The organism is Microbacterium sp. (assembly GCF_052099035.1).
Taxonomy (GTDB): Bacteria; Actinomycetota; Actinomycetes; order Actinomycetales; family Microbacteriaceae; genus Microbacterium.
In genome coordinates, this window is record NZ_JBQDSX010000012.1 from 52,813 (window position 1) to 73,866 (window position 21,054).

At 67.3% G+C, this 21,054-nt stretch carries 22 protein-coding genes; 15 read left to right on the forward strand and 7 right to left on the reverse strand.

Annotated elements, in window-relative coordinates:
- Positions 1-71: 71 nt before the first annotated feature.
- The 7 genes from ACTIAO_RS05860 to rocD all read left to right on the forward strand — a co-directional run bounded on the left by ACTIAO_RS05860 (position 72) and on the right by rocD (position 4,744).
- Positions 72-506, forward strand: a complete 435-nt coding sequence (locus ACTIAO_RS05860) for a hypothetical protein (RefSeq protein WP_441905339.1) — start codon at positions 72-74, stop codon at positions 504-506.
- Positions 506-733 (forward strand): helix-turn-helix transcriptional regulator, encoded by a 228-nt coding sequence (locus tag ACTIAO_RS05865; RefSeq protein ID WP_441905340.1) that lies wholly within the window; start codon positions 506-508, stop codon positions 731-733. The genes ACTIAO_RS05860 and ACTIAO_RS05865 overlap by 1 nt, the downstream gene beginning before the upstream one ends.
- Before the next feature lies 1 nt (position 734).
- The gene (locus ACTIAO_RS05870; protein ID WP_441905341.1) at positions 735-1,754 is read left to right on the forward strand and encodes an NAD(P)-dependent alcohol dehydrogenase; all 1,020 of its coding nucleotides are present in this window, start codon (positions 735-737) and stop codon (positions 1,752-1,754) included.
- Between the two features lie 58 nt (positions 1,755-1,812).
- Positions 1,813-2,088: a hypothetical protein gene (locus tag ACTIAO_RS05875; RefSeq protein WP_441905342.1), complete on the forward strand. Its 276-nt coding sequence runs from the start codon at positions 1,813-1,815 to the stop codon at positions 2,086-2,088.
- Between the two features lie 17 nt (positions 2,089-2,105).
- On the forward strand, positions 2,106-2,519 hold the full coding sequence (locus tag ACTIAO_RS05880; RefSeq protein WP_441905343.1) for a type II toxin-antitoxin system VapC family toxin: 414 nt from the start codon (positions 2,106-2,108) through the stop codon (positions 2,517-2,519).
- A gap of 147 nt (positions 2,520-2,666) precedes the next feature.
- Positions 2,667-3,563 carry a dimethylargininase gene (gene ddaH, locus ACTIAO_RS05885; protein ID WP_441905344.1) on the forward strand — a complete coding sequence of 299 codons (897 nt, stop codon included), beginning with the start codon at positions 2,667-2,669 and terminating at the stop codon, positions 3,561-3,563.
- Positions 3,560-4,744, forward strand: a complete 1,185-nt coding sequence (rocD, locus tag ACTIAO_RS05890) for an ornithine--oxo-acid transaminase (RefSeq protein ID WP_441905345.1) — start codon at positions 3,560-3,562, stop codon at positions 4,742-4,744. Before ddaH ends, rocD begins: the two co-directional genes overlap by 4 nt.
- A 21-nt stretch (positions 4,745-4,765) precedes the next feature.
- Here rocD and ACTIAO_RS05895 read toward each other — a convergent pair whose 3' ends face one another.
- Together ACTIAO_RS05895 and ACTIAO_RS05900 are read right to left on the reverse strand one after the other, a co-directional pair.
- Entirely contained in the window at positions 4,766-6,088 is a 1,323-nt protein-coding gene (locus ACTIAO_RS05895) for an MFS transporter (protein WP_441905363.1), read from the reverse strand.
- 5 nt (positions 6,089-6,093) lie between these two features.
- Complete coding sequence (locus tag ACTIAO_RS05900) at positions 6,094-6,531, reverse strand: MarR family winged helix-turn-helix transcriptional regulator (RefSeq protein ID WP_441905346.1); 438 nt, start codon at positions 6,529-6,531, stop codon at positions 6,094-6,096.
- 55 nt (positions 6,532-6,586) lie between these two features.
- On the opposite strand from ACTIAO_RS05900, the gene ACTIAO_RS05905 reads away from it, so the two are divergent.
- The 5 genes from ACTIAO_RS05905 to ACTIAO_RS05925 all read left to right on the forward strand — a co-directional run bounded on the left by ACTIAO_RS05905 (position 6,587) and on the right by ACTIAO_RS05925 (position 11,010).
- Positions 6,587-7,342 carry a copper homeostasis protein CutC gene (locus ACTIAO_RS05905; protein ID WP_441905347.1) on the forward strand — a complete coding sequence of 252 codons (756 nt, stop codon included), beginning with the start codon at positions 6,587-6,589 and terminating at the stop codon, positions 7,340-7,342.
- Between the two features lie 9 nt (positions 7,343-7,351).
- Positions 7,352-8,221 carry an alpha/beta fold hydrolase gene (locus tag ACTIAO_RS05910; protein WP_441905348.1) on the forward strand — a complete coding sequence of 290 codons (870 nt, stop codon included), beginning with the start codon at positions 7,352-7,354 and terminating at the stop codon, positions 8,219-8,221.
- A 292-nt stretch (positions 8,222-8,513) separates the two neighbouring features.
- On the forward strand, positions 8,514-9,563 hold the full coding sequence (locus tag ACTIAO_RS05915) for a lipoate--protein ligase family protein (RefSeq protein WP_441905349.1): 1,050 nt from the start codon (positions 8,514-8,516) through the stop codon (positions 9,561-9,563).
- Positions 9,542-10,510 (forward strand): DNA-methyltransferase, encoded by a 969-nt coding sequence (locus tag ACTIAO_RS05920; protein WP_441905350.1) that lies wholly within the window; start codon positions 9,542-9,544, stop codon positions 10,508-10,510. Before ACTIAO_RS05915 ends, ACTIAO_RS05920 begins: the two co-directional genes overlap by 22 nt.
- On the forward strand, positions 10,507-11,010 hold the full coding sequence (locus ACTIAO_RS05925) for a gluconokinase (RefSeq protein ID WP_441905351.1): 504 nt from the start codon (positions 10,507-10,509) through the stop codon (positions 11,008-11,010). Before ACTIAO_RS05920 ends, ACTIAO_RS05925 begins: the two co-directional genes overlap by 4 nt.
- 242 nt (positions 11,011-11,252) lie before the next feature.
- Here ACTIAO_RS05925 and ACTIAO_RS05930 read toward each other — a convergent pair whose 3' ends face one another.
- Both ACTIAO_RS05930 and ACTIAO_RS05935 read right to left on the reverse strand, forming a co-directional pair.
- On the reverse strand, positions 11,253-12,701 hold the full coding sequence (locus ACTIAO_RS05930; RefSeq protein ID WP_441905352.1) for a carboxylesterase/lipase family protein: 1,449 nt from the start codon (positions 12,699-12,701) through the stop codon (positions 11,253-11,255).
- Positions 12,694-13,305 carry a TetR/AcrR family transcriptional regulator gene (locus ACTIAO_RS05935; protein WP_441905353.1) on the reverse strand — a complete coding sequence of 204 codons (612 nt, stop codon included), beginning with the start codon at positions 13,303-13,305 and terminating at the stop codon, positions 12,694-12,696. The genes ACTIAO_RS05930 and ACTIAO_RS05935 overlap by 8 nt, the downstream gene beginning before the upstream one ends.
- A gap of 55 nt (positions 13,306-13,360) precedes the next feature.
- On the opposite strand from ACTIAO_RS05935, the gene ACTIAO_RS05940 reads away from it, so the two are divergent.
- On the forward strand, positions 13,361-15,631 hold the full coding sequence (locus ACTIAO_RS05940) for a glycoside hydrolase family 3 C-terminal domain-containing protein (protein ID WP_441905354.1): 2,271 nt from the start codon (positions 13,361-13,363) through the stop codon (positions 15,629-15,631).
- A gap of 18 nt (positions 15,632-15,649) precedes the next feature.
- Here ACTIAO_RS05940 and galE read toward each other — a convergent pair whose 3' ends face one another.
- The 3 genes from galE to galT all read right to left on the reverse strand — a co-directional run bounded on the left by galE (position 15,650) and on the right by galT (position 19,113).
- Positions 15,650-16,627: a UDP-glucose 4-epimerase GalE gene (galE, locus tag ACTIAO_RS05945; protein ID WP_441905355.1), complete on the reverse strand. Its 978-nt coding sequence runs from the start codon at positions 16,625-16,627 to the stop codon at positions 15,650-15,652.
- A gap of 108 nt (positions 16,628-16,735) precedes the next feature.
- A complete protein-coding gene (galK, locus tag ACTIAO_RS05950; RefSeq protein WP_441905356.1) occupies positions 16,736-17,956 on the reverse strand; it encodes a galactokinase in 1,221 nt (406 codons plus the stop codon).
- Positions 17,953-19,113 (reverse strand): galactose-1-phosphate uridylyltransferase, encoded by a 1,161-nt coding sequence (gene galT, locus ACTIAO_RS05955; RefSeq protein ID WP_441905364.1) that lies wholly within the window; start codon positions 19,111-19,113, stop codon positions 17,953-17,955. Before galT ends, galK begins: the two co-directional genes overlap by 4 nt.
- Before the next feature lie 182 nt (positions 19,114-19,295).
- Between galT and ACTIAO_RS05960 the strand changes: the two genes are divergently transcribed.
- Together ACTIAO_RS05960 and ACTIAO_RS05965 are read left to right on the forward strand one after the other, a co-directional pair.
- Positions 19,296-20,258, forward strand: a complete 963-nt coding sequence (locus ACTIAO_RS05960; RefSeq protein ID WP_441905365.1) for a LacI family DNA-binding transcriptional regulator — start codon at positions 19,296-19,298, stop codon at positions 20,256-20,258.
- Positions 20,255-21,019, forward strand: a complete 765-nt coding sequence (locus tag ACTIAO_RS05965) for a sugar phosphate isomerase/epimerase family protein (RefSeq protein ID WP_441905357.1) — start codon at positions 20,255-20,257, stop codon at positions 21,017-21,019. The genes ACTIAO_RS05960 and ACTIAO_RS05965 overlap by 4 nt, the downstream gene beginning before the upstream one ends.
- The last annotated feature ends 35 nt before the right edge of the window (positions 21,020-21,054 follow it).

Below are 21,054 nucleotides of genomic sequence, written 5' to 3' on the forward strand. Positions count from 1 at the left end.
GATTCTTGACATGCCCGTGTCGGGCGCAGTACCTTCAGGGTGTCAAGAATCTTTTACATCCGGAGGTCGTCATGGTCTATCACGAACGCGCGGCTTGGGCGGGGCTCATCGTCTCCGTCGTCACTATGGGTGTGTACATCGCACTGGTGCTCTCGCGAGCCGCCGGTGGTGATCTCACCGCCGTCGACTGGTTCCCGCTCATGCTGTGGACGATCGGCGGCGGCATCGTGCTCACCATCCTCATCACGATCTTCTGGGGGATCGCCGTCGGTATCCGTGATCGGGATTCGGCGACGACGTCGGACATGCGCGACACGGACATCAGTCGCCTGGGGGGCCGCGTCGAGTCCGCGTTCCTCACGATCGCCGGGCTCGGAGTGATCCTGCTCTGCGCAGTGGGGGCGGATGTGTTCTGGATCGCGAACACGATGTTTTTCGGCTTCGCCGTGGCCGCGTTCATCGGCGGCATCGCCCGCGTCATCGCGTACCGCCGGGGCCTTGTCTGATGGTCAAGCCCACCCTTGTCACCAACAGCATCCGCACGCGCCGCGAAGAGGCCGGCGTCACGCAGGCCGATCTCGCGCGACAGATCGGCGTGACCCGCCAGACGCTCATCGCTATCGAGCAGGGAAAGTACTCGCCCACGCTCGAGCTCGCCTTCCAGATCGCCCGTGCGTTCGAGGTCGGCATCGACGATCTCTTCCAGTACCCGTCTCACACCTCGGAGGATTGATATGGACACCACGACCCTTCGACAGGCTCAGGGGCCGACCACCACCATGCCCGCATGGGTGAACGACGAGTACGGGGCAGCCAGCGGCATGCGGCAGGAAGTCGTGCCGACGCCCTCACCCGGACCGGGCGAAGTACTGCTGCGCGTGCGCGCGACGGCTCTCAACGCAGCCGATGTGCGGGTCATGCTCGGCGATCCCGTACTGGTGCGACCGATGTTCGGTATACGGCGGCCCCGGCAGCCGATCCGCGGCATGGATGTCGCCGGTACCGTCGTCGCCGTCGGACCCGACGTCGATCAGGGTCGCATCGGTGACGAGGCGGTGGTCGAGTTGGATGCCGGTGGTGGTCTCGCACCGTTCGCAGTCGCCCGCGTCGATCGGCTGGCCACACGTCCCGCCGGGGTGACACCCGAGGTTGCGGCGACGCTGCCGATCTCCGGCGGCACGGCCGTGCAGGCACTTGACGTGGCCGGCGTCCATGAGGGCCACCGTGTTCTCGTCATCGGGGCATCCGGAGGAGTGGGCACTTTCACTGTGCAGCTTGCCGCTCTTCGGGGTGCCGAGGTGTGGGCGACGTGCGGTGAGGCGAACCGTGCCCTCGTCGAATCGCTCGGCGCCACGCGCACCTTCGACTATCGGACCACCGAAGTGTCGAGCATTCCGGCATCCTTCGACGCGATCATCGACATTGCCGGTGGCACTTCGCTGAGACGTCTGAAGCGACTGCTGTCGCCGGCCGGCGTCGTCGCGATGGTCGGCGGCGGGGGCGGCCGGTTTCTCGGGCCGATCCCGCGGATGCTGCGCGCGATCTTCCTGTCGATCGGCTCGCGCCGTCGCATCCGCATGGTCATGGCGATGCCCAAGCGTGAGGTCAACGAGCAGCTCGTCGCGCTCGTCGCCGAAGAGCGGGTCGCGCCGGTCATCGAGCAGGTGCTGCCGTGGGATGCCGCGGTCACGGGCCTCACGCGGCTGGAGTCCGGTCGCACCGTCGGCAAGGTCGTCGTGCTCGGGCGAGAGTGAGCGGCATCGATATGCACATACCTGCACATGCATGTGCAGGTCGGCGTACCATGGACGTATGGCTACTTTGGAGAAGCGGGTTCAGGTGCTGTTCTCGGCCGAGCAGTATGCGCGGCTGGAGGCGGAGGCGACGGCGGAGCGTCTGAGCGTTGGAGCATACGTCCGGCAGGCTGTTGATGGGTGGATGGACCGCAAGCGATCAGACGCTTTGGCAGCGCTCGATCGACTGTTCGAGCGTGCTGATCAGCACGACGAACCCGCGATGACACCGAAGGAATGGGCGCTCCACAAGGAGGATCTGCTGGATCGACCTTCCCTGCGGGAGATCCCGTGACGGATCGGATCATTCCGATGAGCGAACGAGCGGTGCTCATCGATTCGACAGTGGTGCTTCATGCGCTGGGACGGTCCGAGCCGCATCGCGACAAGGCGCGTTCTTTTCTTCGTAGCGTGTGGAGCGGGAGCGGTCGCGCCTACGCCAGCACGGAGATGATTCAGGAAGTCGTGTTTCATCGAATGCGCAGGGCAGATCGCCATCAGGCCGTGGCGGAAGCTCGCGAGATGAGTCGATCCTTCATACTTCTGAACTTCGATCACGAGGTTTTGGAGACAGCGCTCTCGCTCATCGAGGCGACGCATGTCCGTGGCCGCGACGCCGTTCATGTGGCAACGGCGCTGGCGTACGGCATCGAAACGATCGCATCCTCGGATCCCGCGTTCGACGGCATCCCCGGCATCCGCCGACTCGATCCGCTCACACTCTGACCGCAGGGTGGCGAACTTCCAGGACCGGATGTCAGAATAAGACCGGCGTGCTCGCAGCGCATCTTCCCCTTCCGCTCCCCTGAGCGGCGGGTCGAACTTCCGCCGGGCCCCTGGACAGCGTCCGCCGCGTCCCTCCCAAGGAGCATGATGTCGACGACTGAAACCACCACCGCCACCGCCACGGTCTCTGAGCCTGTCGAAGGGCGTACCGCGCAGCACCGCCGGTACCTGATGTGCCGGCCGGAGCATTTCACGGTCAGCTACAAGATCAACCCGTGGATGGAGCCCGCTCGCCCCACGGACACGGCCAAGGCGGTCGCGCAGTGGCAGAAGCTTTACGATCTGTACGTCGAGCTCGGTCACGAGGTCGAGCTCATCGAGCCGCTGGCCGGCTACCCCGATATGGTCTACACCGCCAATGGCGGCTTCCTCATCGACAACCGCGCGTACGTACCGAAGTTCTATTTCGAGCAGCGCGCCGGTGAGGCCCCCGCATTCGCGGACTGGTTCCGTGCGAACGGCTTCGACACCGTCATACCGGAAGAGGTCAACGAGGGCGAGGGCGACTTCCTGCTCGTCGGCGACACGATTCTCGCCGGCACGGGCTTCCGTTCGGCCGGCGACAGCCACCGCGAGGTTGCTGATGTCTTCGGCCGCGAGGTCGTCTCGCTCACACTCGTCGACCCGCGTTTCTACCACCTCGACACCGCGCTCACCGTGCTGGACCCCGTCGAAGGCGCGGAGAACGGCGGGCCGGAGAAGGCCAACATCGCCTACCTGCCCGGTGCCTTCGATGACGCGAGCCGCGCGATTCTGGAGGAGCGCTTCCCCGACGCGATTCACGTGTCGGACGAGGACGGCTCGGTGTTCGGGTTGAACTCCGCGAGCGACGGATACAACGTCATCATCTCGCCGCGGGCTACCGGGTTCGAGAAGCAGCTGCGCGAGCGCGGCTACAACCCGATCATGGTCGACCTGTCCGAGCTGTTGCTCGGCGGCGGCGGAATCAAGTGCTGCACGCTCGAGCTGCGCGGCACGAAATGACGACCACGCCCGAGGCGCATGTCGCGGAGAACTACAGCCCGCTGCCGGTGACGATATCTACCGCCGAGGGCGTCTGGGTCACCGACACCGAGGGCAAGCGTTACCTCGACCTGCTTGCGGCGTATTCGGCCGTGAACTTCGGTCACCGGCATCCGGATCTCGTCGAGGCGACGATCCAGCAGCTGGGGCGCGTCACGCTCACCAGCCGCGCGTTCACGAACGACCAGCTCGAGCCGTTCGCGGCCGCGCTCGCGCGGCTGTGCGGCAAGGAGCTCGTGCTGCCGATGAACACCGGCGCCGAGGCCGTGGAGACCGGCATCAAGGTCGCCCGCGCCTGGGGCTACCGCGTGAAGGGGATCGCTCCCGGCGAGGCCCGGATCGTGGTCGCCGCGGGCAACTTCCACGGCCGCACGACCACGATCGTCAGCTTCAGCGACGACGACACCGCGCGTGACGGCTTCGGTCCGTTCACGCCCGGCTTCGACGCCGTGCCCTACGGAGATGCGGATGCCATCGCCGCAGCCATCACGGCGGAGACGGCCGCTGTGCTCGTCGAGCCGATCCAGGGCGAGGCCGGCGTCATCATCCCGCCGGACGGTTACCTGAAGCGCATCCGCGAGATCTGCGATGAGCGGGGCGTCCTGTTCATCGCCGATGAGATCCAGGCAGGGCTCGGCCGGGTCGGCGAGACCTTCGCATGCGATCGCGAGGGCGTCGTCCCCGACCTCTATCTGCTCGGCAAGGCGCTCGGCGGCGGCATCCTGCCCGTCTCGGCTGTTGTCGGAAACCGTGACGTGCTCGGGGTCATCCGTCCTGGCGAGCACGGCTCGACCTTCGGCGGCAACCCGCTGGCCGCGGCCGTCGGCCTGCGCGTGGTCGAGATGCTCGAGACCGGTGAGTTCCAGGAGCGCGCCCGCCAGCTCGGTGCACATCTCGCCGACGGCCTCGAGAAGCTCCGCGGTCACGGCGTGACCGGCATCCGCGTCGCCGGGCTCTGGGCGGGCGTCGATATCGACCCCGCTCGTGGGACCGGTCGTGAGATCAGCGAGAAGCTCATGGCGCGCGGTGTGCTCGTCAAGGACACGCACGGCCAGACGATCCGCATCGCACCGCCCCTGGTGATCCGCGCGACCGAGATCGACTGGGCGCTGGAGCAGCTGCGTCTCGTGCTGGAGGGGTGAGCCCGGCCCGATCCGTGCGGGTCAGCGCTTCGGAAGGCGGATCGGTGTTGTGGCGGCGGCGACTTCGTCGCTGAACTCGACCGGGTCGGCCCGCACCACCGAGATCGGCAGAGTCTCATCGAGCGTGAGCCGGAACCTCCGGGTCTCGTGGCGCCGCAGGCGTCCGGAGAAGATGATCCAGCCGAGTCCGATCGCCATGGCGGCGATGCCCGCGATGCCACCGAACAGGATGGCCGCGCGAGGCCCCGCGATGTCGGTGATCCACCCGGCGATCGGCGCGCCGATGGGCGTTGAACCCATCACCACCGCCATGTACAGAGCGAGCACGCGTCCGCGCAGGGCGGGGTCGGTCGTCGTCTGGACGTAACCGTTCGCGGTCGTGAGCATGGTCACGGTCGAGAAGCCGACGAAGATCAGCACGGTGGCATAGGACCAGTAGGCCGGCATCCACGACGAGACGACGGATGCCACACCGAATAGTCCTGCCGCGACGATCAGCACGCGCACTCTGGCGCGGTCACGGCGGGCCGCGAGCAGAGCTCCGGCCAGTGATCCGATTGCGAGCACGGAGCTGAGGATGCCGTAGCCGTCGGCTCCGCGGTCGAATTCGAGCGCCATCGTGGAGGCGAAGATCGGGAAGTTCATGCCGAACGCGCCGATGAGGAAGACCATCACGAATACGACCTTGAGGTCGCTGCGTGCCCAGACGTAGCGGAAGCCTTCAGCGAGCCCGTTGCGGCCGCTGCTCTTCACGCGCGGGAGCAGCTCGCGCGACCGGATCATCACGAGCGCGATCAGCATGGCGAGGAATGTCGCCGCGTTGATGACGAACACCCACCCCGTGCCCACTGCAACGATGAGGAGGCCGCCGACGGCAGGGCCGATCAGGCGTGCCATGTTGAACGATGCGGAGTTCAGAGCCACGGCGTTGGATGCGTCTTCCAGCGAGACCATGTCGGAGACGAACGCCTGACGCGCCGGTGCGTCGAACGCGTTCGTGATGCCGAAGGCAAGCGCGAAGCAAAACATCAGCGGCAGCGTCATGATGCCAGTCAGTAGGAGCGCTGCGACACCGACGGCGAGAACCATGAGAACGGTCTGCGTGATCAACAGGATCTTGCGGCGATCGAATCGGTCGGCAACCCATCCGGTCAGGCTCACCAGCACCAGAGGGGGGCCGAACTGCAGCGCCATCGTGACGCCCATCGCGGTGGCGTCGTTGTCGGTGAGCTCGGTGAGGACGACCCAGTCCTGTGCGGTCGCCTGCATCCAGCCGCCGACGTTGGAGACGAGGGCGCCGAGAAACCAGATGCGGTAGTTGAACGTCGAGAACGAGCGGAACATGGCAGTCATCGCTCTGCCACCTTCCGCATCAGTGCCGCCGCTTCTCGAAGCGTGCGCAGCTGTGTGTCACTGAAGTCGAACTCGGCGAGAGCGTCGGCGAGGGCGGCATCGCGCTTGTGCACGGTCGCGGTGACGATCGCGGTTCCGGCATCCGTGATCTCGATGTAGACGCGACGTCGGTCGTCTTCGGCGGGGACTCGGATCACCAGGCCCGCCTCGGCGAGGGCATCGACGGTATTCGACATCGTGGGGGCGCTCACCCGCTCGCGCTGCGCGAGCGTACCGATCGGTAGACGCCCGGAGCGCAGGCAGGCCAGGACGGCGAAGTGCGCGTCGCTGAGAGTGTCGACCGCGCGCTCGCGCCGGAGTCGGCGCGCGAGGCGAAAGGTCGCGAGGCGGAGATCGACGGCGGTCGAGTGGAGCAAGTCGTCAGGTTCAGTCATTACTTAGGTAGTCTAACTAAGTTTTCCGATGTCTGCTCCACCGGGTCGGTGCAGAATGGATGCCGTGACCATTGCGCTCGAACTCGCCGTCCAGGATCCCGCCGGAGTCCGCATCGCCAGAGAAGTCGGCGCGGCACGCGTCGAGCTCACCCAGGCTCTCGCTCTCGGCGGGCTCACGCCGTCGCCTGCCACACTCGAACGGGCCCTGGATGCCGCGGGGGAGGACGGCCCGGAGATCCATGTGCTGATCCGTCCGCGGCCAGGCGGATTCCACTACGACGCAGACGAGATCGCCGTGTCGGTGCGCGATGTCGAGCTCGCGATCCGCGCCGGTGCTTCGGGTGTCGTCATCGGAGCTCTGGATGCTTCCGGCGCCCTGGCTCTCGATGCCATGTCTCGACTCCGGGATGCTGCCGGTGGAGCATCCGTCACGCTCCACCGCGCCATCGACGTCACCGCCGATCCGGTCACGACCGTGCAGACGGCGATCGGGCTCGGTCTTCGTCGCATCCTCACATCGGGTGGAGCATCCACCGCCATCGACGGTGTCGAGACCCTGCGCGCCATGGCGACGGCGGCAGCCGGACGGATCGAGATCATGGCGGGAAGCGGTGTGAATGCGGCATCCGCTGCGGCGCTCGCCGCCACCGGCGTGGACGCCCTGCACTTCTCCGCCAAGCGGACGATCGCCGGCGACAGCAGCGTGCGGATGGGATCGGCGGCGGATGGCGTCGGCGGTTACGACGTCACGGATCGGGACGCGGCGTTCGCGATTCGGGAAGCGCTGGGGTCGGGACTGCGGCGACCGTAGACTCAAGCCATGGCACAGACCTCGGAGTTCACCGACGCGTACGGCGTCGAGATCGTCTACGACGTGCATGCCGCCGAGGGAACTCCGCGTGGTGTGGTGCAGTTGCTGCACGGTGTCGGCGAGCACGCGGGACGCTATGGCAAGCTGATCGCCGCGCTCACCGGTGCCGGATATTTCGTATACGCCGATGATCATCGCGGGCACGGTCGTACCGGCATCCGCCAGCACGGAGGGCCGGAGAAGCTCGGGCGGCTGGGCAAGGGAGGGCTGCGCGCGGCCGTGGATGCCGTGTGGCAACTGACCGGCATCATTCGCGATGAGCATCCGGACCTTCCCCTCGTGCTGTTCGGACACTCGTGGGGATCGTTCCTCGCGCAGAAACTCGTGAACGGCCACCCTGAGGCGTGGGATGCCGTGGTTCTCTCCGGGTCGGCACGACTGACTCCGCGCGACCTGAACGCTGCTCCGTTGAACGCGGGGTGGGAGAGCACGGACGCGACCGGGTACGAGTGGCTCAGCCGCGATCCCGCGGTCTGGAAGGCCTTCGACGAGGATCCACTCACGACAAACGTGCCGCTGCTGAAGCTGTTCGGGCCGATCGAAGCGCTGAAGCTTTACGGGCGGCCGCGTCGCGCTCTGAGCTCGTCGAAGGGCGCGCACGACTTCCCTATTCTGTTGATGGTCGGCCGTGATGACCCGGTCGGCGGCCCGCAGAGCGTGCACAAGCTCGCTGACGACTACCGCAACCGCTCCGGCTTCACCGATGTCACGACGCTGGTCTATCCGGACGCGCGGCACGAGATCTTCAACGAGCTGCAACAGCGGGAGGTCCGCGCCGACCTGCTCGCCTGGCTCGACAAGCACGTTCCTGCGGCCTGAGGTTTCGACTCGCTTCGCTCGCTCAACCCGTTTCGTCTCGCTTCGCTCGCTCAACGACCCGCGGGAGCTCGCCTGGGTGCCGGCCTCCAGTAGGGGCCGTTGAGCCGGGGAGTCGGGCCTCCAGCGCGGGCCGTTGAGGTCTCCAGGCCGGTCGTTGAGCGAGCGCCAGCGAGACGAAACGCGGTGAGCGAGCGAAGGGAGTCGAAGCGTCGCATCCACCCCGGCATCCGATCCCTGCCCCCGGCATCCGATCCCTGACCCTGTCGAAGGGCCGACGGCTTAAGCTGGAGGCGTGCATGGTGAGTACAAGGTTCCCGGTGGAAAGCTCGTCGTCGTCGATGTCGAGGTCGCTGATGGCCGATTGACGGACTTCCGTCTGGCTGGCGATTTCTTCCTCGAGCCGGATTCGGCGCTTGAGGACATCAACGCGGCGGTGAATGGCCTGCCTGCTGAATCGGATGCCACGGTCATCGCCGATGCGGTGCGCGCAGCGCTCCCGACCGGGGCGCAGCTGCTCGGCTTCACGCCCGAATCTGTCGGCACTGCGGTGCGCCGGGCTCTGGTGACCGCTCCGGGATGGCGCGACTTCGACTGGGAGATCGTGCACGAGAAGGCCGTCTCGCCCCGGATGAACCTGGCGCTCGACGAGGTGCTCACCTCGCGCGTCGGTGAGGGGCGCCGGCGTCCGACGCTGCGGATCTGGGAGTGGGAGGAATCCGCCGTCGTCATCGGCTCGTTCCAGTCGTACCGCAACGAGGTCGACCCTGAGGGGGCGGCGAAGCACGGCTTTGATGTCGTCCGCCGCATCTCCGGCGGTGGGGCGATGCTCATGGCCGCAGGGCAGATCATCACGTACTCGCTGTATGTTCCGGCATCGCTCGTGCAGGGGCTGACGTTCGCCGACTCGTACGCGTTCCTCGATGACTGGGTGCTGCAGGCGCTGCGCTCGGTCGGAGTCGATGCGACCTACCAGCCGCTCAATGACATCGCGAGTCCGACCGGCAAGATCGGTGGGGCTGCGCAGAAGCGACTCGCCAACGGCGGGGTGCTGCACCACGCGACGATCTCGTACGACATCGACGGCCAGGTCATGACCGAGGTGCTGCGGATCGGCAAGGAGAAGATCAGCGACAAGGGCACGACTTCTGCCGCCAAGCGCGTCGACCCGCTGCGCACGCAGACGGGGCTCAGCCGAGCGGAGATCATCGACAGCTTCACGGCGACGTTCCGTTCGCTGACGGATGCTGAAGACGGGGCGATCACCGCCGACGAGTATGCCGATGCCGAAGCCCTCGTCGAGTCGAAGTTCTCCACCGATGCGTGGCTGCATCGCGTGCCGTGACGGACGTTCCGACGGGGTCCGTCTTGATCATCCACGGCGACAACCTCGCCGTCGCGCGGACGCTGCCGTCGGCATCCTTCACGCTCGTGTATCTGGATCCGCCGTTCAATACGGGTCGCGCGCAGAACCGGCAGGTCGTTACCGCGCGCCGGACTCGCACAACTCCTCAAGAATCAGCAGGTCCGGCCGCGGAAGCCACCGATCTTGAGGAATCCCGCGAAGCTCTGAGGAGTTATGAACCTGCGGCTGAGCCACGCGAGATCAGGCACGGGTTCCACGGACACGAGTACGAGCGGGTGCGGGGGATGCTGCGCACGTACGACGACCGGTTCGACGACTATGGCGACTTCCTCATGCCCAGACTCGAAGAGGCATGGCGGCTGCTCGCCGACGACGGCACGCTGTACCTGCACCTGGACTACCGTGAGGCGCACTACGCGAAGGTCATGCTCGATGCGGTCTTCGGTCGGGAGTCGTTCCTCAACGAGCTGATCTGGGCGTACGACTACGGGGCGAAGTCGCGCAGCCGCTGGCCGACCAAGCACGACACGATCCTCGTCTACGTGAAGACGCCTGGTGGGCACGTGTTCAACTCCGACGACATCGACCGCGAGCCCTACATGGCACCCGGACTCGTCACCGCCGAGAAAGCCGCGCGCGGGAAGCTTCCCACCGATGTCTGGTGGCACACGATCGTGCCGACCACAGGGCGCGAGAAGACCGGCTATCCGACGCAGAAGCCCGAGGGGATCCTCCGGCGGATCGTGCAGGCTTCGAGTCGTCCGGGGGACCGGGTGCTCGACTTGTTCGCCGGTTCCGGGACGACGGGGGCCGTGGCATCAGCCCTCGGACGCGATGTCGTGCTCGTCGACGAGAGCCCAGAGGCGATCCGGGTGATGCGCAAGCGGATGCCGCACGCATCTGTGGTCCAACAAGGAGGAGCATGATGCTGAGCACTCCACTGATCTGCGTCATGGGTGTGTCGGCCGTGGGCAAGTCCACTGTTGGCATCGCGCTCGCCGAAGCGCTGAGTGTGCCGTTTGCGGATGCTGACGACCTGCACTCCGACGCCAACCGGACGAAGATGAACGCCGGCACGCCGCTCACCGACGATGATCGGTGGCCATGGCTCGATGCGGTCGGCGGTCGGTTCGGTGCGGCATCCGAGACCGGTCTCGTGATGGCGTGCAGTGCGCTGCGGCGCGTGTACCGTGATCGGATTCGCTCGGTCGCACCGGAGGTTCTTTTCGTGCACCTCACCGGATCGCGAGAACTGCTGCTCTCCCGAGCGCGGGCGCGGACGGATCACTTCATGCCGGCATCTCTCCTGGACTCCCAGCTGGATACGCTCGAGGATCTCGATGCCGACGAAGCCGGGTTCCACGTCACCGTCGATCGGGTGCCCGGCGTGCTGGTCGCGGAGATTGTCGCGCGGCTCGGCCGCTGACGGCGATGCCAGACGGTTTTCGCGACTTCAACGTGCTCGGGGGCCGCGAACTCCTTCTCGCCTAGCTGGCTTCGACTCGCTGGCGCTCGCTCAACCCGTTTCGTCTTCGTCGCTCCGCTCCTGCGCTCAACGACCCGCTCAGGGTCCGCTCCGGCGCTCAATGGCCCGTGCGGGGTCCCCTCCCTCGCGGGGTCCCCTCCCGCGGGCCGTTGAGCGAGCGCCAGCGAGTCGAAACGAGACCCTCAAACCAGGGCGAGCACGCTGTCGTAGGCGTCTGCGGCGACAGCATCCCCGGAACCGCCGAACACACGCGCGATGCCGGGATCCGTTGACCACGCGGACCACCCAGGATCCCCACCAGCAACGAAAGCGACCGCAGCGCCGTGCATCTCGTCTGCCAGCTCCTGCGGAGGATTCGGTCCGGCCAGCGAGGCGACCTTCTCGCGATCGAGCCCGTCGAACCAGAATGGCACGTCGAGGCAGTGGCACGCCCAGCCCTTGGTCGGGGATACCCAGGAGAACCGGTACGCCCACGTCGCGGCATCCGCACCGATTCTCGCCTCGGCGACGCGCGGCACGAGCACGCGGAAAATGTGGTCGCTGATGAATCTTCCGGCCATCGCGACGCTGCCCTTCTTGCGCTGAGGCCGGTTCGCGGCGAGGTATGCGCGCCGGATCGCCCGCGTGCGCAGGAACGGCCACAGCAGAAGCCCCGCCGGGACGAACCGCAGCTTCCCCGCCTCGTTCTCGGCGACCATGGTGAATTCGTCATCGGCCGCGCCCAGCAGCAGCGGCTTGTCGCCACCCACCCCGGAGGCGAGAGAGTCCACAGTCGGATGCTGGATCAACTCCCCATCGACCATCGGACCCCACGGCAGGCCATCGGTCAGCATGTCGAGAACCATCCCGATCCCCTTGCGAGGTGTGGCGGCCTTCGGCTGCAGCTGGCGGATACGGCGCTCAGTCAGGCTGCGGAATCCCTCGACGTCGGCGGTGACCTCTCCGAGCTCGGCGATCCGCTCGCCGCGGGCGCGCGCGGTCGCCAGTGGAACATCGGCCAAGGCGCCGGAGAACGACATCGCCTGGTGGAACAGGTGCTGTGCCTGCGGCATCCCGAGCAATGTCAGCACGGCGCCACCGCCGGCAGACTGCCCGCCGATCGTGACGCGATTCGGGTCGCCGCCGAAGGAGGCGATGTTCTGCTGCACCCATTCGAGTGCCGCGATCCAGTCGAGCACACCGCGGTTCGCCGGGGCGTCGGAGATGTACCCGAAGCCGTCGAATCCGAGCCGGTACGAGACCGAGACGGTGACGACGCCGTCGCGGTTGAAGGCGCTGCCGTCGTACCAGGGGCTCGCGGGGGATCCCTCGGTGTATCCGCCGCCGTGGATCCAGACGAGCACGGGGAGCGATCCGTCCGGCGACGGTGTGAACACGTTGACGTTCAGCGTGCTCTTGCCGGGAATCGCGGGCTCGGGGATGAGGTTGTCGACGCCCGAGATCCGCAGCGCAGTCGCTCCGTACTCGGTGGCATCCAGGGTTTCCGTCCAGGGATCGGGCGGAACAGGGGCCGCGAACCGCAGTTCGCCGACCGGCGGCTTCGCGAACGGGATGCCGAGGAATGCGAGCGAGTCCGCTCTCTCCAGCACCCGAACGGGTCCGCGTGCAGTCTGAACGATCGGATCAGTCATGGTCGCTCCGTGTGATGAGGAGGTTCAACAGCGTATCCACGATCCCGGCCATGTCGACGGTGGGATCGAGCAGCCACTGCAGCTGCACACCGTCGGCGACGGCCTGGAAGATACGGGCGGCGGTCTCGGCATCCATCCCGGCGACGAATTCGGATGCTTCCTCGCCAACAGGACGTGATTCCTCGCCAGCAGGACGGGCACCCTCGGCGAAAGCGGCGCGCAGCCCCGCACCGCGCTGCAGGAAGAAGTCGTGCGCGGGATGCTGGGGGTCGGCCCCCTCGACCGCTTGCCGCGAGAACAGTTCGACCAGGCCCGGAGTGGAGGCATTGTGCTCGATGACGCTCAAGAACTTCGCGCGCAGTTCGTCGATGGACCCGTCCAGCGATGACTGGTCCATCTCGTCGCGTTTGCGGAGGATCTCGACGAAGAGCTCCTCCTTCGACGCGAAGTAGTGCAGGAGGCCCGGCTGGCTGAGGCCTACGGCATCCGCGATCTCTTTGACGGATGCTGCGCGATAGCCGTCCTGGGCGATGACCTCGAGGGCTCGTTCGAGGATCTCCTCGCGCTTGGCGACACCCTTTGCGTATGAACCTCGACGTGCCATGAATATGAGCGTAGAGCACTTGACAGCTAAAACCGAGTGAAGCTAGGTTTTGAATATGACCCAGATTTCCGCATCCGATCTCACCCTCGAGGAGAAGGCCGCGCTGACCAGCGGTGCCGACTTCTGGCACACCAAGGGCGTTGAGCGCGTCGGCATCCCGTCCTTGATGCTCACCGACGGACCCCATGGCCTGCGCAAGCAGGCCGGAGCATCCGATCATCTGGGGCTGTCCGACAGCATCCCGGCGACGTGCTTCCCGCCGGCCGTCGCGCTGGGTTCGTCCTGGGATCCTGCCCTCGCCGAGCGCGTCGGCGAGGCGCTCGGCACCGAGGCCGCGATCGAGAACGTTGCGGTGCTCCTCGGCCCCGGCATCAACATCAAGCGCTCGCCGCTGTGCGGTCGCAACTTCGAGTACTTCTCCGAGGACCCGCTGATCTCCGGTGTGCTCAGCGCGGCGCTTGTGCGCGGCATCCAGTCCCAGGGCGTGGGTACGTCGCTCAAGCATTTCGCTGCGAACAACCAGGAAACCGATCGCCTGCGTTCCTCGAGCGATGTCGACCCGCGTCCGCTGCACGAGATCTACCTGCGCGGGTTCGAGCGGGTCGTTCGCGACGAGCAGCCGTGGACGGTCATGTGCTCGTACAACCGCCTCAACGGCGTTTACACGTCGGAGGACCCGTGGCTACTCACGAGCGTCCTGCGCGATGACTGGGGCTTCGAGGGTCTCGTCGTCTCGGACTGGGGTGCGGTCAACGATCGTGTGACCGGACTTCCGGCAGGGCTCGATCTCGAAATGCCCGCGAGCGGCGGCCGTACCGATGCGCAGCTCGTGCAGGCGGTCCGCGACGGAGTCCTCGACGAGAAGACGCTGGATGTCGCAGCGCAGCGCGCCATCGACCTGACCGAGAAGGCCGCCGCTCGGCCGGCGGCTGACGGGCCCCTCGATGTCATCGCGCACCACGCGCTGGCCCGCGAGGCGGCTGGACGCTCGATCGTGCTGCTGAAGAACGACGACGTACTGCCGCTGTCGCGCGACGCGCGCATCGCCGTGATCGGTGAGTTTGCGCGCACGCCGCGCTTCCAGGGCGCCGGATCCTCGCTCATCAACCCGACCCGCGTCGACAGTGCACTTGACGAGATCCGCGCGCTGGCAGGTGGCGAAGTCACCTTCGCGCCCGGGTTCGCGATCGGGGCCGGTTCTTCGGCGGATGCTGCGCAGCTGCGCGCCGAGGCGGTGGATGCCGCGACATCCACCGATGTCGTCGTCCTGTTCCTCGGACTGCCTGCTCAGGAGGAGTCGGAGGGCTTCGACCGTGCGCACATCGATCTTCCCGCCGATCAGCTCGAGCTGCTCGAGGCTGTTCGCGCGGCGAACGAGAACGTCGTCGTCGTGCTCTCCAACGGGGGTGTGGTCGCGCTGCCGTTCCGCGACGACGTCCCGGCGATCGTCGAGGGCTGGCTGCTCGGACAGGCCGGAGGAGGGGCGACCGCCGACGTGCTGTTCGGCATCGTGAACCCTGCCGGCCGCCTCACCGAGACCGTGCCGCTGCGGCTGGAGGACAACCCGTCCTTCGGTAACTTCCCCGGTTCGCGCGGACACGTCCGCTACGGCGAGGGCATCCTCGTCGGATACCGCTGGTACGACGCCCGTGACCTCGAAGTCGCTTATCCCTTCGGGCATGGCCTCTCGTACACGACGTTCGCGTACGGTGCGGCGTCGGCCGCCGTTGCGGCAGACGCGGGCTCGGGCTCGGGCGATGTCACCGTGACCGTTCCTGTGACGAACACCGGTGCGCGCGATGGACGCGAGGTCGTGCAGGTCTACGTGTCGCCGGTCTCATCAGAGGTTGAGCGGGCACCGCGCGAGCTCAAGGGCTTCGCATCGGTGGAGATCGCTGCGGGCGAGACAGCCGACGTGCAGGTGAACGTGCGCCGCGCGGACCTCGCGTACTGGGACATCCGCGTGGACCGCTGGACTGTCGAGGGCGGCGACTACCGCGTCGAGGTCGGCGCATCGAGCCGCGACATCCGCTCGTCCACGACGATCGAGGTCGCCGGCGATGAGGTCGTCGTGCCGTTGACGATGAACTCGTCGGTCGGCGAGGTGCTCGCGCATCCCGTCGCGGGTCCCGTGGCGAAGCAGGCGATGGATGCCATGATGGCCGACCTCGCGCCGATGGATGCTGCCGGCGCATCGATGATGGAGGGCGAGGACGCGATGCAGAAGATGATGGCGTCGTTCCCGATCGGGCGCATCGCGCTGTTCACGGGGGATGCCTCGGTCACCGATCAGATCGAGCAGCTCATCGCGCTCGGGAACGCGTAGCGGGCGGCGCGGCGGGGGTTACTCCGCCGCGCGGCGGGCTTCCCACCCCGTGCGCACCATCTCGTCGACGGTGTAGCGCATCTTCCAGTCCAGGTCGCGGGCGGCGAGCTCACCCGTCGCGACGATGCGGTCTGGGTCGCCGGGACGGCGCGGGCCGATCTCGGGCGTGAAGTCGATTCCGGTGACGCGGACCATGGCATCCATGATCTGCTTCACGCTCAAGCCGTCGCCGGAGCCGAGGTTGTACGCGGCCTCGATCGACTGACCGGATGCCAGGCGCTTCGCAGCCTCGACGTGGGCGGCCGCGATGTCGCCGACGTGGACGTAGTCGCGAACGTTCGTGCCGTCCTCGGTCGCATAGTCATCGCCGTTGATGCGCGGCGTCTCACCGGCGATGAGCTTCTCGAACACGATGGGGAAGAGATTGTGCGGGCTCACGTCGTACACGGTCGTGTCGGCGGAGCCGACGACGTTGAAGTAGCGCAGGGACGTGTGACGCAGCGGGTGCTCGGACTCAGCTGTCGCGATCGCCTGGTCGCGCAGCATCCATTCGCCGATCAGTTTCGATTCGCCGTACGGGCTTGCCGGCTTCTTCGCGGTGTCTTCGACGACCAGCGCGACGTCCGGGGTGCCGAAGACAGCTGCGGAAGAGGAGAAGACGATGTTGTGGACGCCGGCGGCTTCCATCGCTTCGAGGATCACGCGAGTGCCTTCGACGTTCTGCGCGTAGGTGTGCATCGGTCGCTGCACCGAGACGCCGGCGTACTTGAATCCGGCGACGTGGATGACGCCCTCGGCATGGTGATCGCGCAGCGTCTTCTCGACGAGTTCGCGGTCGAGGATGCTGCCGCTGACGAAGGGCACACCCTCGGGGATGAACGATGTCTGACCGCTGGAGAGGTCATCGAGGACGACCGGGGTGAGCCCGGCATCCGCCAGTGCGCGAACGACGTGTGCTCCGATGTACCCGGCGCCGCCGGTGACGATCCAACTCATGTGCTCCCTCTCGTCGGTAGTCCCATTCTCCCATCCCGTTCAGGTCGCAAACTCTGTCGCTCTGAGGCCGGGATAACGACGGAGATCGCGACCTGAACGGAGGTGTGGTCACACGTCGCGGTGCGCGCCGGCCGCGGGAGCGACCTCGAAGATGTGCGGTGCAGTGAAACCGGATGCCGCGAACGCGGCGGTCACGGCATCCGAAACCTGCTGCCCTGCGGCCTTCTCGATCAGTGCGATCGCGGCGCCGCCGAATCCGCCACCGGTCATGCGCGCACCGATCGCTCCCGATGTCAGTGCGGTGTCGACAGCCACGTCGAGCTCGGGCGTGGAGATCTCGAAGTCGTCGCGCATCGACGCGTGGGAGGCGATGAGCAGGTCGCCGATCGCACGCGCACCGCTCTCACGCAGCACCCGCACAGTGTCGAGCACGCGCTGATTCTCGGTGACGATGTGGCGCACGCGGCGGAAGGTCACATCGTCCATGAGCTCCTCAGCACGTACGAGATCGTCCACGGACACATCCCGCAGCGACGGGACGCCCATGATGGCAGCACCCTGCTCGCACGATGCGCGACGTTCGCGGTATCCGCCCGTGGAGTGCGCATGCTTCACCTGCGTGTCCATGACGAGGATCGTCAGCCCTGCATCGGCCATGCCGAGTTCGACGAGGTTCGCGTCGAGCGTGCGGCAGTCCAGGAACAGCGCCTGATCGCGTTCGCCGAGCATGGATGCCATCTGATCCATGATTCCGGTCGGCGCACCGACGGCCTCGTTCTCGGCGCGGCGCCCGATGCGGGCAAGTGCGGTGCCGTCGAGACCGATGTCCCACAGGTCGTTCAGCGCACCCGCGGTGGCGCCCTCGATGGCGGCGGACGATGACAGCCCAGCGCCGACGGGGACGTCGGACGCGATCGCGATGTCGACGCCGGAGCCTGTGGCGCCATCGACGAGCAGCGCCCAAGCGACACCGAGCGGATACGCGGCCCACTCCGCGACCGCCGGCTTCTCGCCCGCGGTGGTCGGAAACAGCGTGGCCAGCTCGTCGAGGCCGACCTCGACCGGCTCGTCGGCGAAGGTGGATGCTACGCGAATACGCCCGTCGTCACGCATGCCGACAGCGGCATATGTGCGGTGCGGAATCGCGAACGGCAGCACGAAGCCGTCGTTGTAGTCGGTGTGCTCACCGATCAGGTTCACGCGGCCCGGTGCGGACCAGACGCCCGCGGGGGTGTGGCCGGTAAGGTTCTCAAACAGCGTGACGGCCTGAGCGGCTGCTTCCGATCCCTGAGCCGCCGCTCCCGATCCCTGAGCCTGCCGAAGGGTCACGCGCCCACCTCTTCCGCACGTGCGATTGCCTCGCGGATCCGCTCTGCGCCCTGCTCAGGGGTGACTTCGGCGGCCCACGCCCACATGGCGGCCTCCGACCCGGCGAGGAACTTCAGCTTGTCCGCAGCGCGGCGCGGGCTCGTCAGCTGCAGGTGCAGACGTACCGAGTCGCGGCCGACGTGCACCGGCGCCTGGTGCCAGGCGGCGATGTACGGGGTGGGGGTGTCGTAGAGCGCATCGACGCCGCGCAGCAGCTTCAGGTACAGCGGGGCGAGCTCGTCGCGCTCGGCGTCGGTGGTCTCGGCGAAGTCCGGCACGTGCCGATGCGGCATGAGGTGCACTTCGAGCGGCCAGCGCGCGGCGAACGGCACGAACGCCGTCCAGTGCTCGCCGCGGAACACGACGCGCTCGGAGTCCTGTTCGGATTCGAGGATGCGCTGGAACAGATCCGGCGCGGTGCGCTCGATGCTCTCCAGCGTCCTGGTCGTGCGCGGCGTGACATAGGGGTAGGCGTAGATCTGCCCGTGCGGGTGGGGCAGTGTGACGCCGATGGCTTCGCCGCGGTTCTCGAACGGGAAGATCTGCTCGATTCCCGGCAGCTGCGAGAGGGCTGCAGTGCGGTCGGCCCAGGCTTCGATCACGGTGCGTGCGCGTGTGACCGACTGCGTTCCGAACGAGCCGGAATGATCGGGGCTGAAGCAGACGACCTCGCAGCGGCCTACAGCGGTTCGTGTGCGCTCGAGTCCGAGCGCGGCCAGGTCATCGAGTCCGCGAGGAGGGTTCTTCGCTCCGGGCGCGGTGCCGGTGGCCTCGGTAAGAGCGGGGCCGAAGGCGGGGGAGCGGTTCTCGAACACGGCGACGTCGTAGAGAGACGGCACCTCGGACGGGTTCGTCGGCGTCTGCGGCGCGAGCGGGTCAGCGTCCGCTCCGGGCATCATGACGCGGTTCTGACGGTTCGCGGCGACCGTGATCCAGTCGCCGGTGAGGACGTCGAGGCGCATGCTCGCGCTGTCGGGACGCGGGGCGAGGTCGCGGGCGTCGACAGCGCGCTCGGCGCCGAGCGAGGTGCCGGGGTCGTCGTAGTAGAACAGTTCGCGGCCGTCGGCGAGCACTGCGGCGCGTTTTACGACGCCGGCGCTGAGTTCGATCGCGCACAACTCCGGAGATTCTTCGATGTTCACGTAAACACGGTACCTGTTGGAGGATGGTAACGTCAACACTCCGGAGTTGTGCGCGGTCAGCGGCGCACACGCGTGATCGGAGGATGCCGGTGACCGATGATCTGTTCGGCCCTGCGAAGCAGCGGAGGCGCCGAAGCGCTCCATCCGGCCGCGTCTCGATGGCGATGGTCGCCAGTCGTGCCGGGGTCTCCGGTCAGACCGTCTCGCGTGTTGTGAACGACAGCCCGCGCGTCGACCCCGCCACGCGTGCGCGCGTCGAGACGGCGATGGCCGAGCTCGGCTACCGTCCGCACCGGGCTGCGCGCGCTCTGCGCACCGGCCGCACCCACACGATCGGGCTTGTCGTCACGACGCTGGCCACGGTCGGTAACTCGCGGATGCTGCAGGCCGCCGCTGAAGCGGCGGAGCGTCGCGGCTACGCGCTGGTCGTCGTGACGGCCGCCGGCAGCGTCGCCGAAGCATTCGAACGGCTGCAGGATCAGAGTGTCGACGGCGCGATCGTGCTCAACGAGGCATCCGCCCTCACGCAGCCCTCCGACGCTCCCGCGGGGCTCCGCCTCGTGGTGGTCGATGGTGCGGCACACCATGCGACGGACCTCGCACCCGCCCTGCGTTCGGTGAGCAGTGATCATGCCGGAGGTGCGGCAGAGGCGACTCGTCATCTGCTGAGCCTCGGCCACCCGAGTGTGCATCACCTGGCGGGCCCGGCGGACTCGTTCGCTGCCGCAGAGCGTGAGCTGGGATGGCGCGAGGCCTTGCGGGATGCTGGAATCGAGGCTCCGCAGCTGGTGCGGGGGGACTGGTCGGCGACCTCCGGTTATGCCGCCGCCGCGTCGCTCGAGCAGGCGACCGCGATCTTCTGCGCGAACGATCAGATGGCGCTCGGGCTCATGCGCGGACTCTCCGAGTTGGGCAGGATCGTCCCCGATGGCGTCAGCGTGGTCGGCTTCGATGACGTTCCGGATGCTGCGAACTACCGCCCTCCGCTGACGACGATCCGTCAGGACTTCGCTGCGCTCGCAGAGGCGGCCGTGGCAGCGCTCGTCGCCGACATCGAAGACGCGGAGTCGGCGCCGGCGATCCTCATACCGACCCGCCTGATCGAGCGGGAGAGCGCATGACGATCAGAATCGGCCTGTGCTCGGTGACCTTCCGTCAGCTCACGCCCGAGCAGATCGCACCGCTCGCAGCGGATGCCGGACTCGAGGTCATCGAGTGGGGCGGCGACGTGCATGTTCCGCCGGGGGACCCGGAGCGTGCGGCGCAGATTTCAGCGCTGACGATGGATGCCGGGCTCGCCGTCAGCTCATACGGCTCATACTTTCGCGCGGGCGCGGCCGAGCCGCTCACGCCGATCCTCGACAGCGCGCAGGCGTTGGGCGCTGACCGGGTACGAGTGTGGGCAGGGCAGACCGGCTCGCCCGATGCGACCCCGGATGAATATGCACAGGTCGTCAGCCGGCTTCGGGATGCTGTCGACGAAGCGTCGGATCGCGGCATCCGCCTGGCGTTGGAATTTCACGGCGGAACCCTGGCTGACACCCCGGAGGCCGTGCTGTGCTTGCTGGCTGATGTCGGATCGCGACTGTCGACCTACTGGCAGCCGACTGTTGGTGCATCCGATGCTGTCGCGCTCGCCGAGTACGAAGCGGTGGCTGCACGCACCAGCGCGGTGCATGTGTTCTCGTGGTGGCCGGAGACGGAGCGGCTGCGGCTCGACGAGCGCGGCGAGCTGTGGCAGAAGCTCTTTGCCTCGGCGCGTGCGCAACAGGTGCCTCCGCGCGATGCTCTGCTCGAGTTCGTGCCCGGGGATGACCCGGCGTTGCTGGCATCCGAGGCTGCCGCGTTGCGCACGTTCAGGTCGCAATCTCTGTCGCTCTGACGGGCTCAGAGCGACCAAGATCGCGACCTGAACGC

Bases quoted from the DNA above. Each gene is read 5' to 3' on its own strand.
- ACTIAO_RS05860 (WP_441905339.1), top strand. From the start codon at position 72: ATGGTCTATCACGAACGCGCGGCTTGGGCGGGGCTCATCGTCTCCGTC.
- ACTIAO_RS05865 (WP_441905340.1), top strand. From the start codon at position 506: ATGGTCAAGCCCACCCTTGTCACCAACAGCATCCGCACGCGCCGCGAA.
- ACTIAO_RS05870 (WP_441905341.1), top strand. From the start codon at position 735: ATGGACACCACGACCCTTCGACAGGCTCAGGGGCCGACCACCACCATG.
- ACTIAO_RS05875 (WP_441905342.1), top strand. From the start codon at position 1,813: ATGGCTACTTTGGAGAAGCGGGTTCAGGTGCTGTTCTCGGCCGAGCAG.
- ACTIAO_RS05880 (WP_441905343.1), top strand. From the start codon at position 2,106: ATGAGCGAACGAGCGGTGCTCATCGATTCGACAGTGGTGCTTCATGCG.
- ddaH (WP_441905344.1), top strand. From the start codon at position 2,667: ATGTCGACGACTGAAACCACCACCGCCACCGCCACGGTCTCTGAGCCT.
- rocD (WP_441905345.1), top strand. From the start codon at position 3,560: ATGACGACCACGCCCGAGGCGCATGTCGCGGAGAACTACAGCCCGCTG.
- ACTIAO_RS05895 (WP_441905363.1), bottom strand. From the start codon at position 6,088: ATGTTCCGCTCGTTCTCGACGTTCAACTACCGCATCTGGTTTCTCGGC.
- ACTIAO_RS05900 (WP_441905346.1), bottom strand. From the start codon at position 6,531: ATGACTGAACCTGACGACTTGCTCCACTCGACCGCCGTCGATCTCCGC.
- ACTIAO_RS05905 (WP_441905347.1), top strand. From the start codon at position 6,587: ATGGATGCCGTGACCATTGCGCTCGAACTCGCCGTCCAGGATCCCGCC.
- ACTIAO_RS05910 (WP_441905348.1), top strand. From the start codon at position 7,352: ATGGCACAGACCTCGGAGTTCACCGACGCGTACGGCGTCGAGATCGTC.
- ACTIAO_RS05925 (WP_441905351.1), top strand. From the start codon at position 10,507: ATGATGCTGAGCACTCCACTGATCTGCGTCATGGGTGTGTCGGCCGTG.
- ACTIAO_RS05930 (WP_441905352.1), bottom strand. From the start codon at position 12,701: ATGACTGATCCGATCGTTCAGACTGCACGCGGACCCGTTCGGGTGCTG.
- ACTIAO_RS05935 (WP_441905353.1), bottom strand. From the start codon at position 13,305: ATGGCACGTCGAGGTTCATACGCAAAGGGTGTCGCCAAGCGCGAGGAG.
- ACTIAO_RS05940 (WP_441905354.1), top strand. From the start codon at position 13,361: ATGACCCAGATTTCCGCATCCGATCTCACCCTCGAGGAGAAGGCCGCG.
- galE (WP_441905355.1), bottom strand. From the start codon at position 16,627: ATGAGTTGGATCGTCACCGGCGGCGCCGGGTACATCGGAGCACACGTC.
- ACTIAO_RS05960 (WP_441905365.1), top strand. From the start codon at position 19,296: ATGGCGATGGTCGCCAGTCGTGCCGGGGTCTCCGGTCAGACCGTCTCG.
- ACTIAO_RS05965 (WP_441905357.1), top strand. From the start codon at position 20,255: ATGACGATCAGAATCGGCCTGTGCTCGGTGACCTTCCGTCAGCTCACG.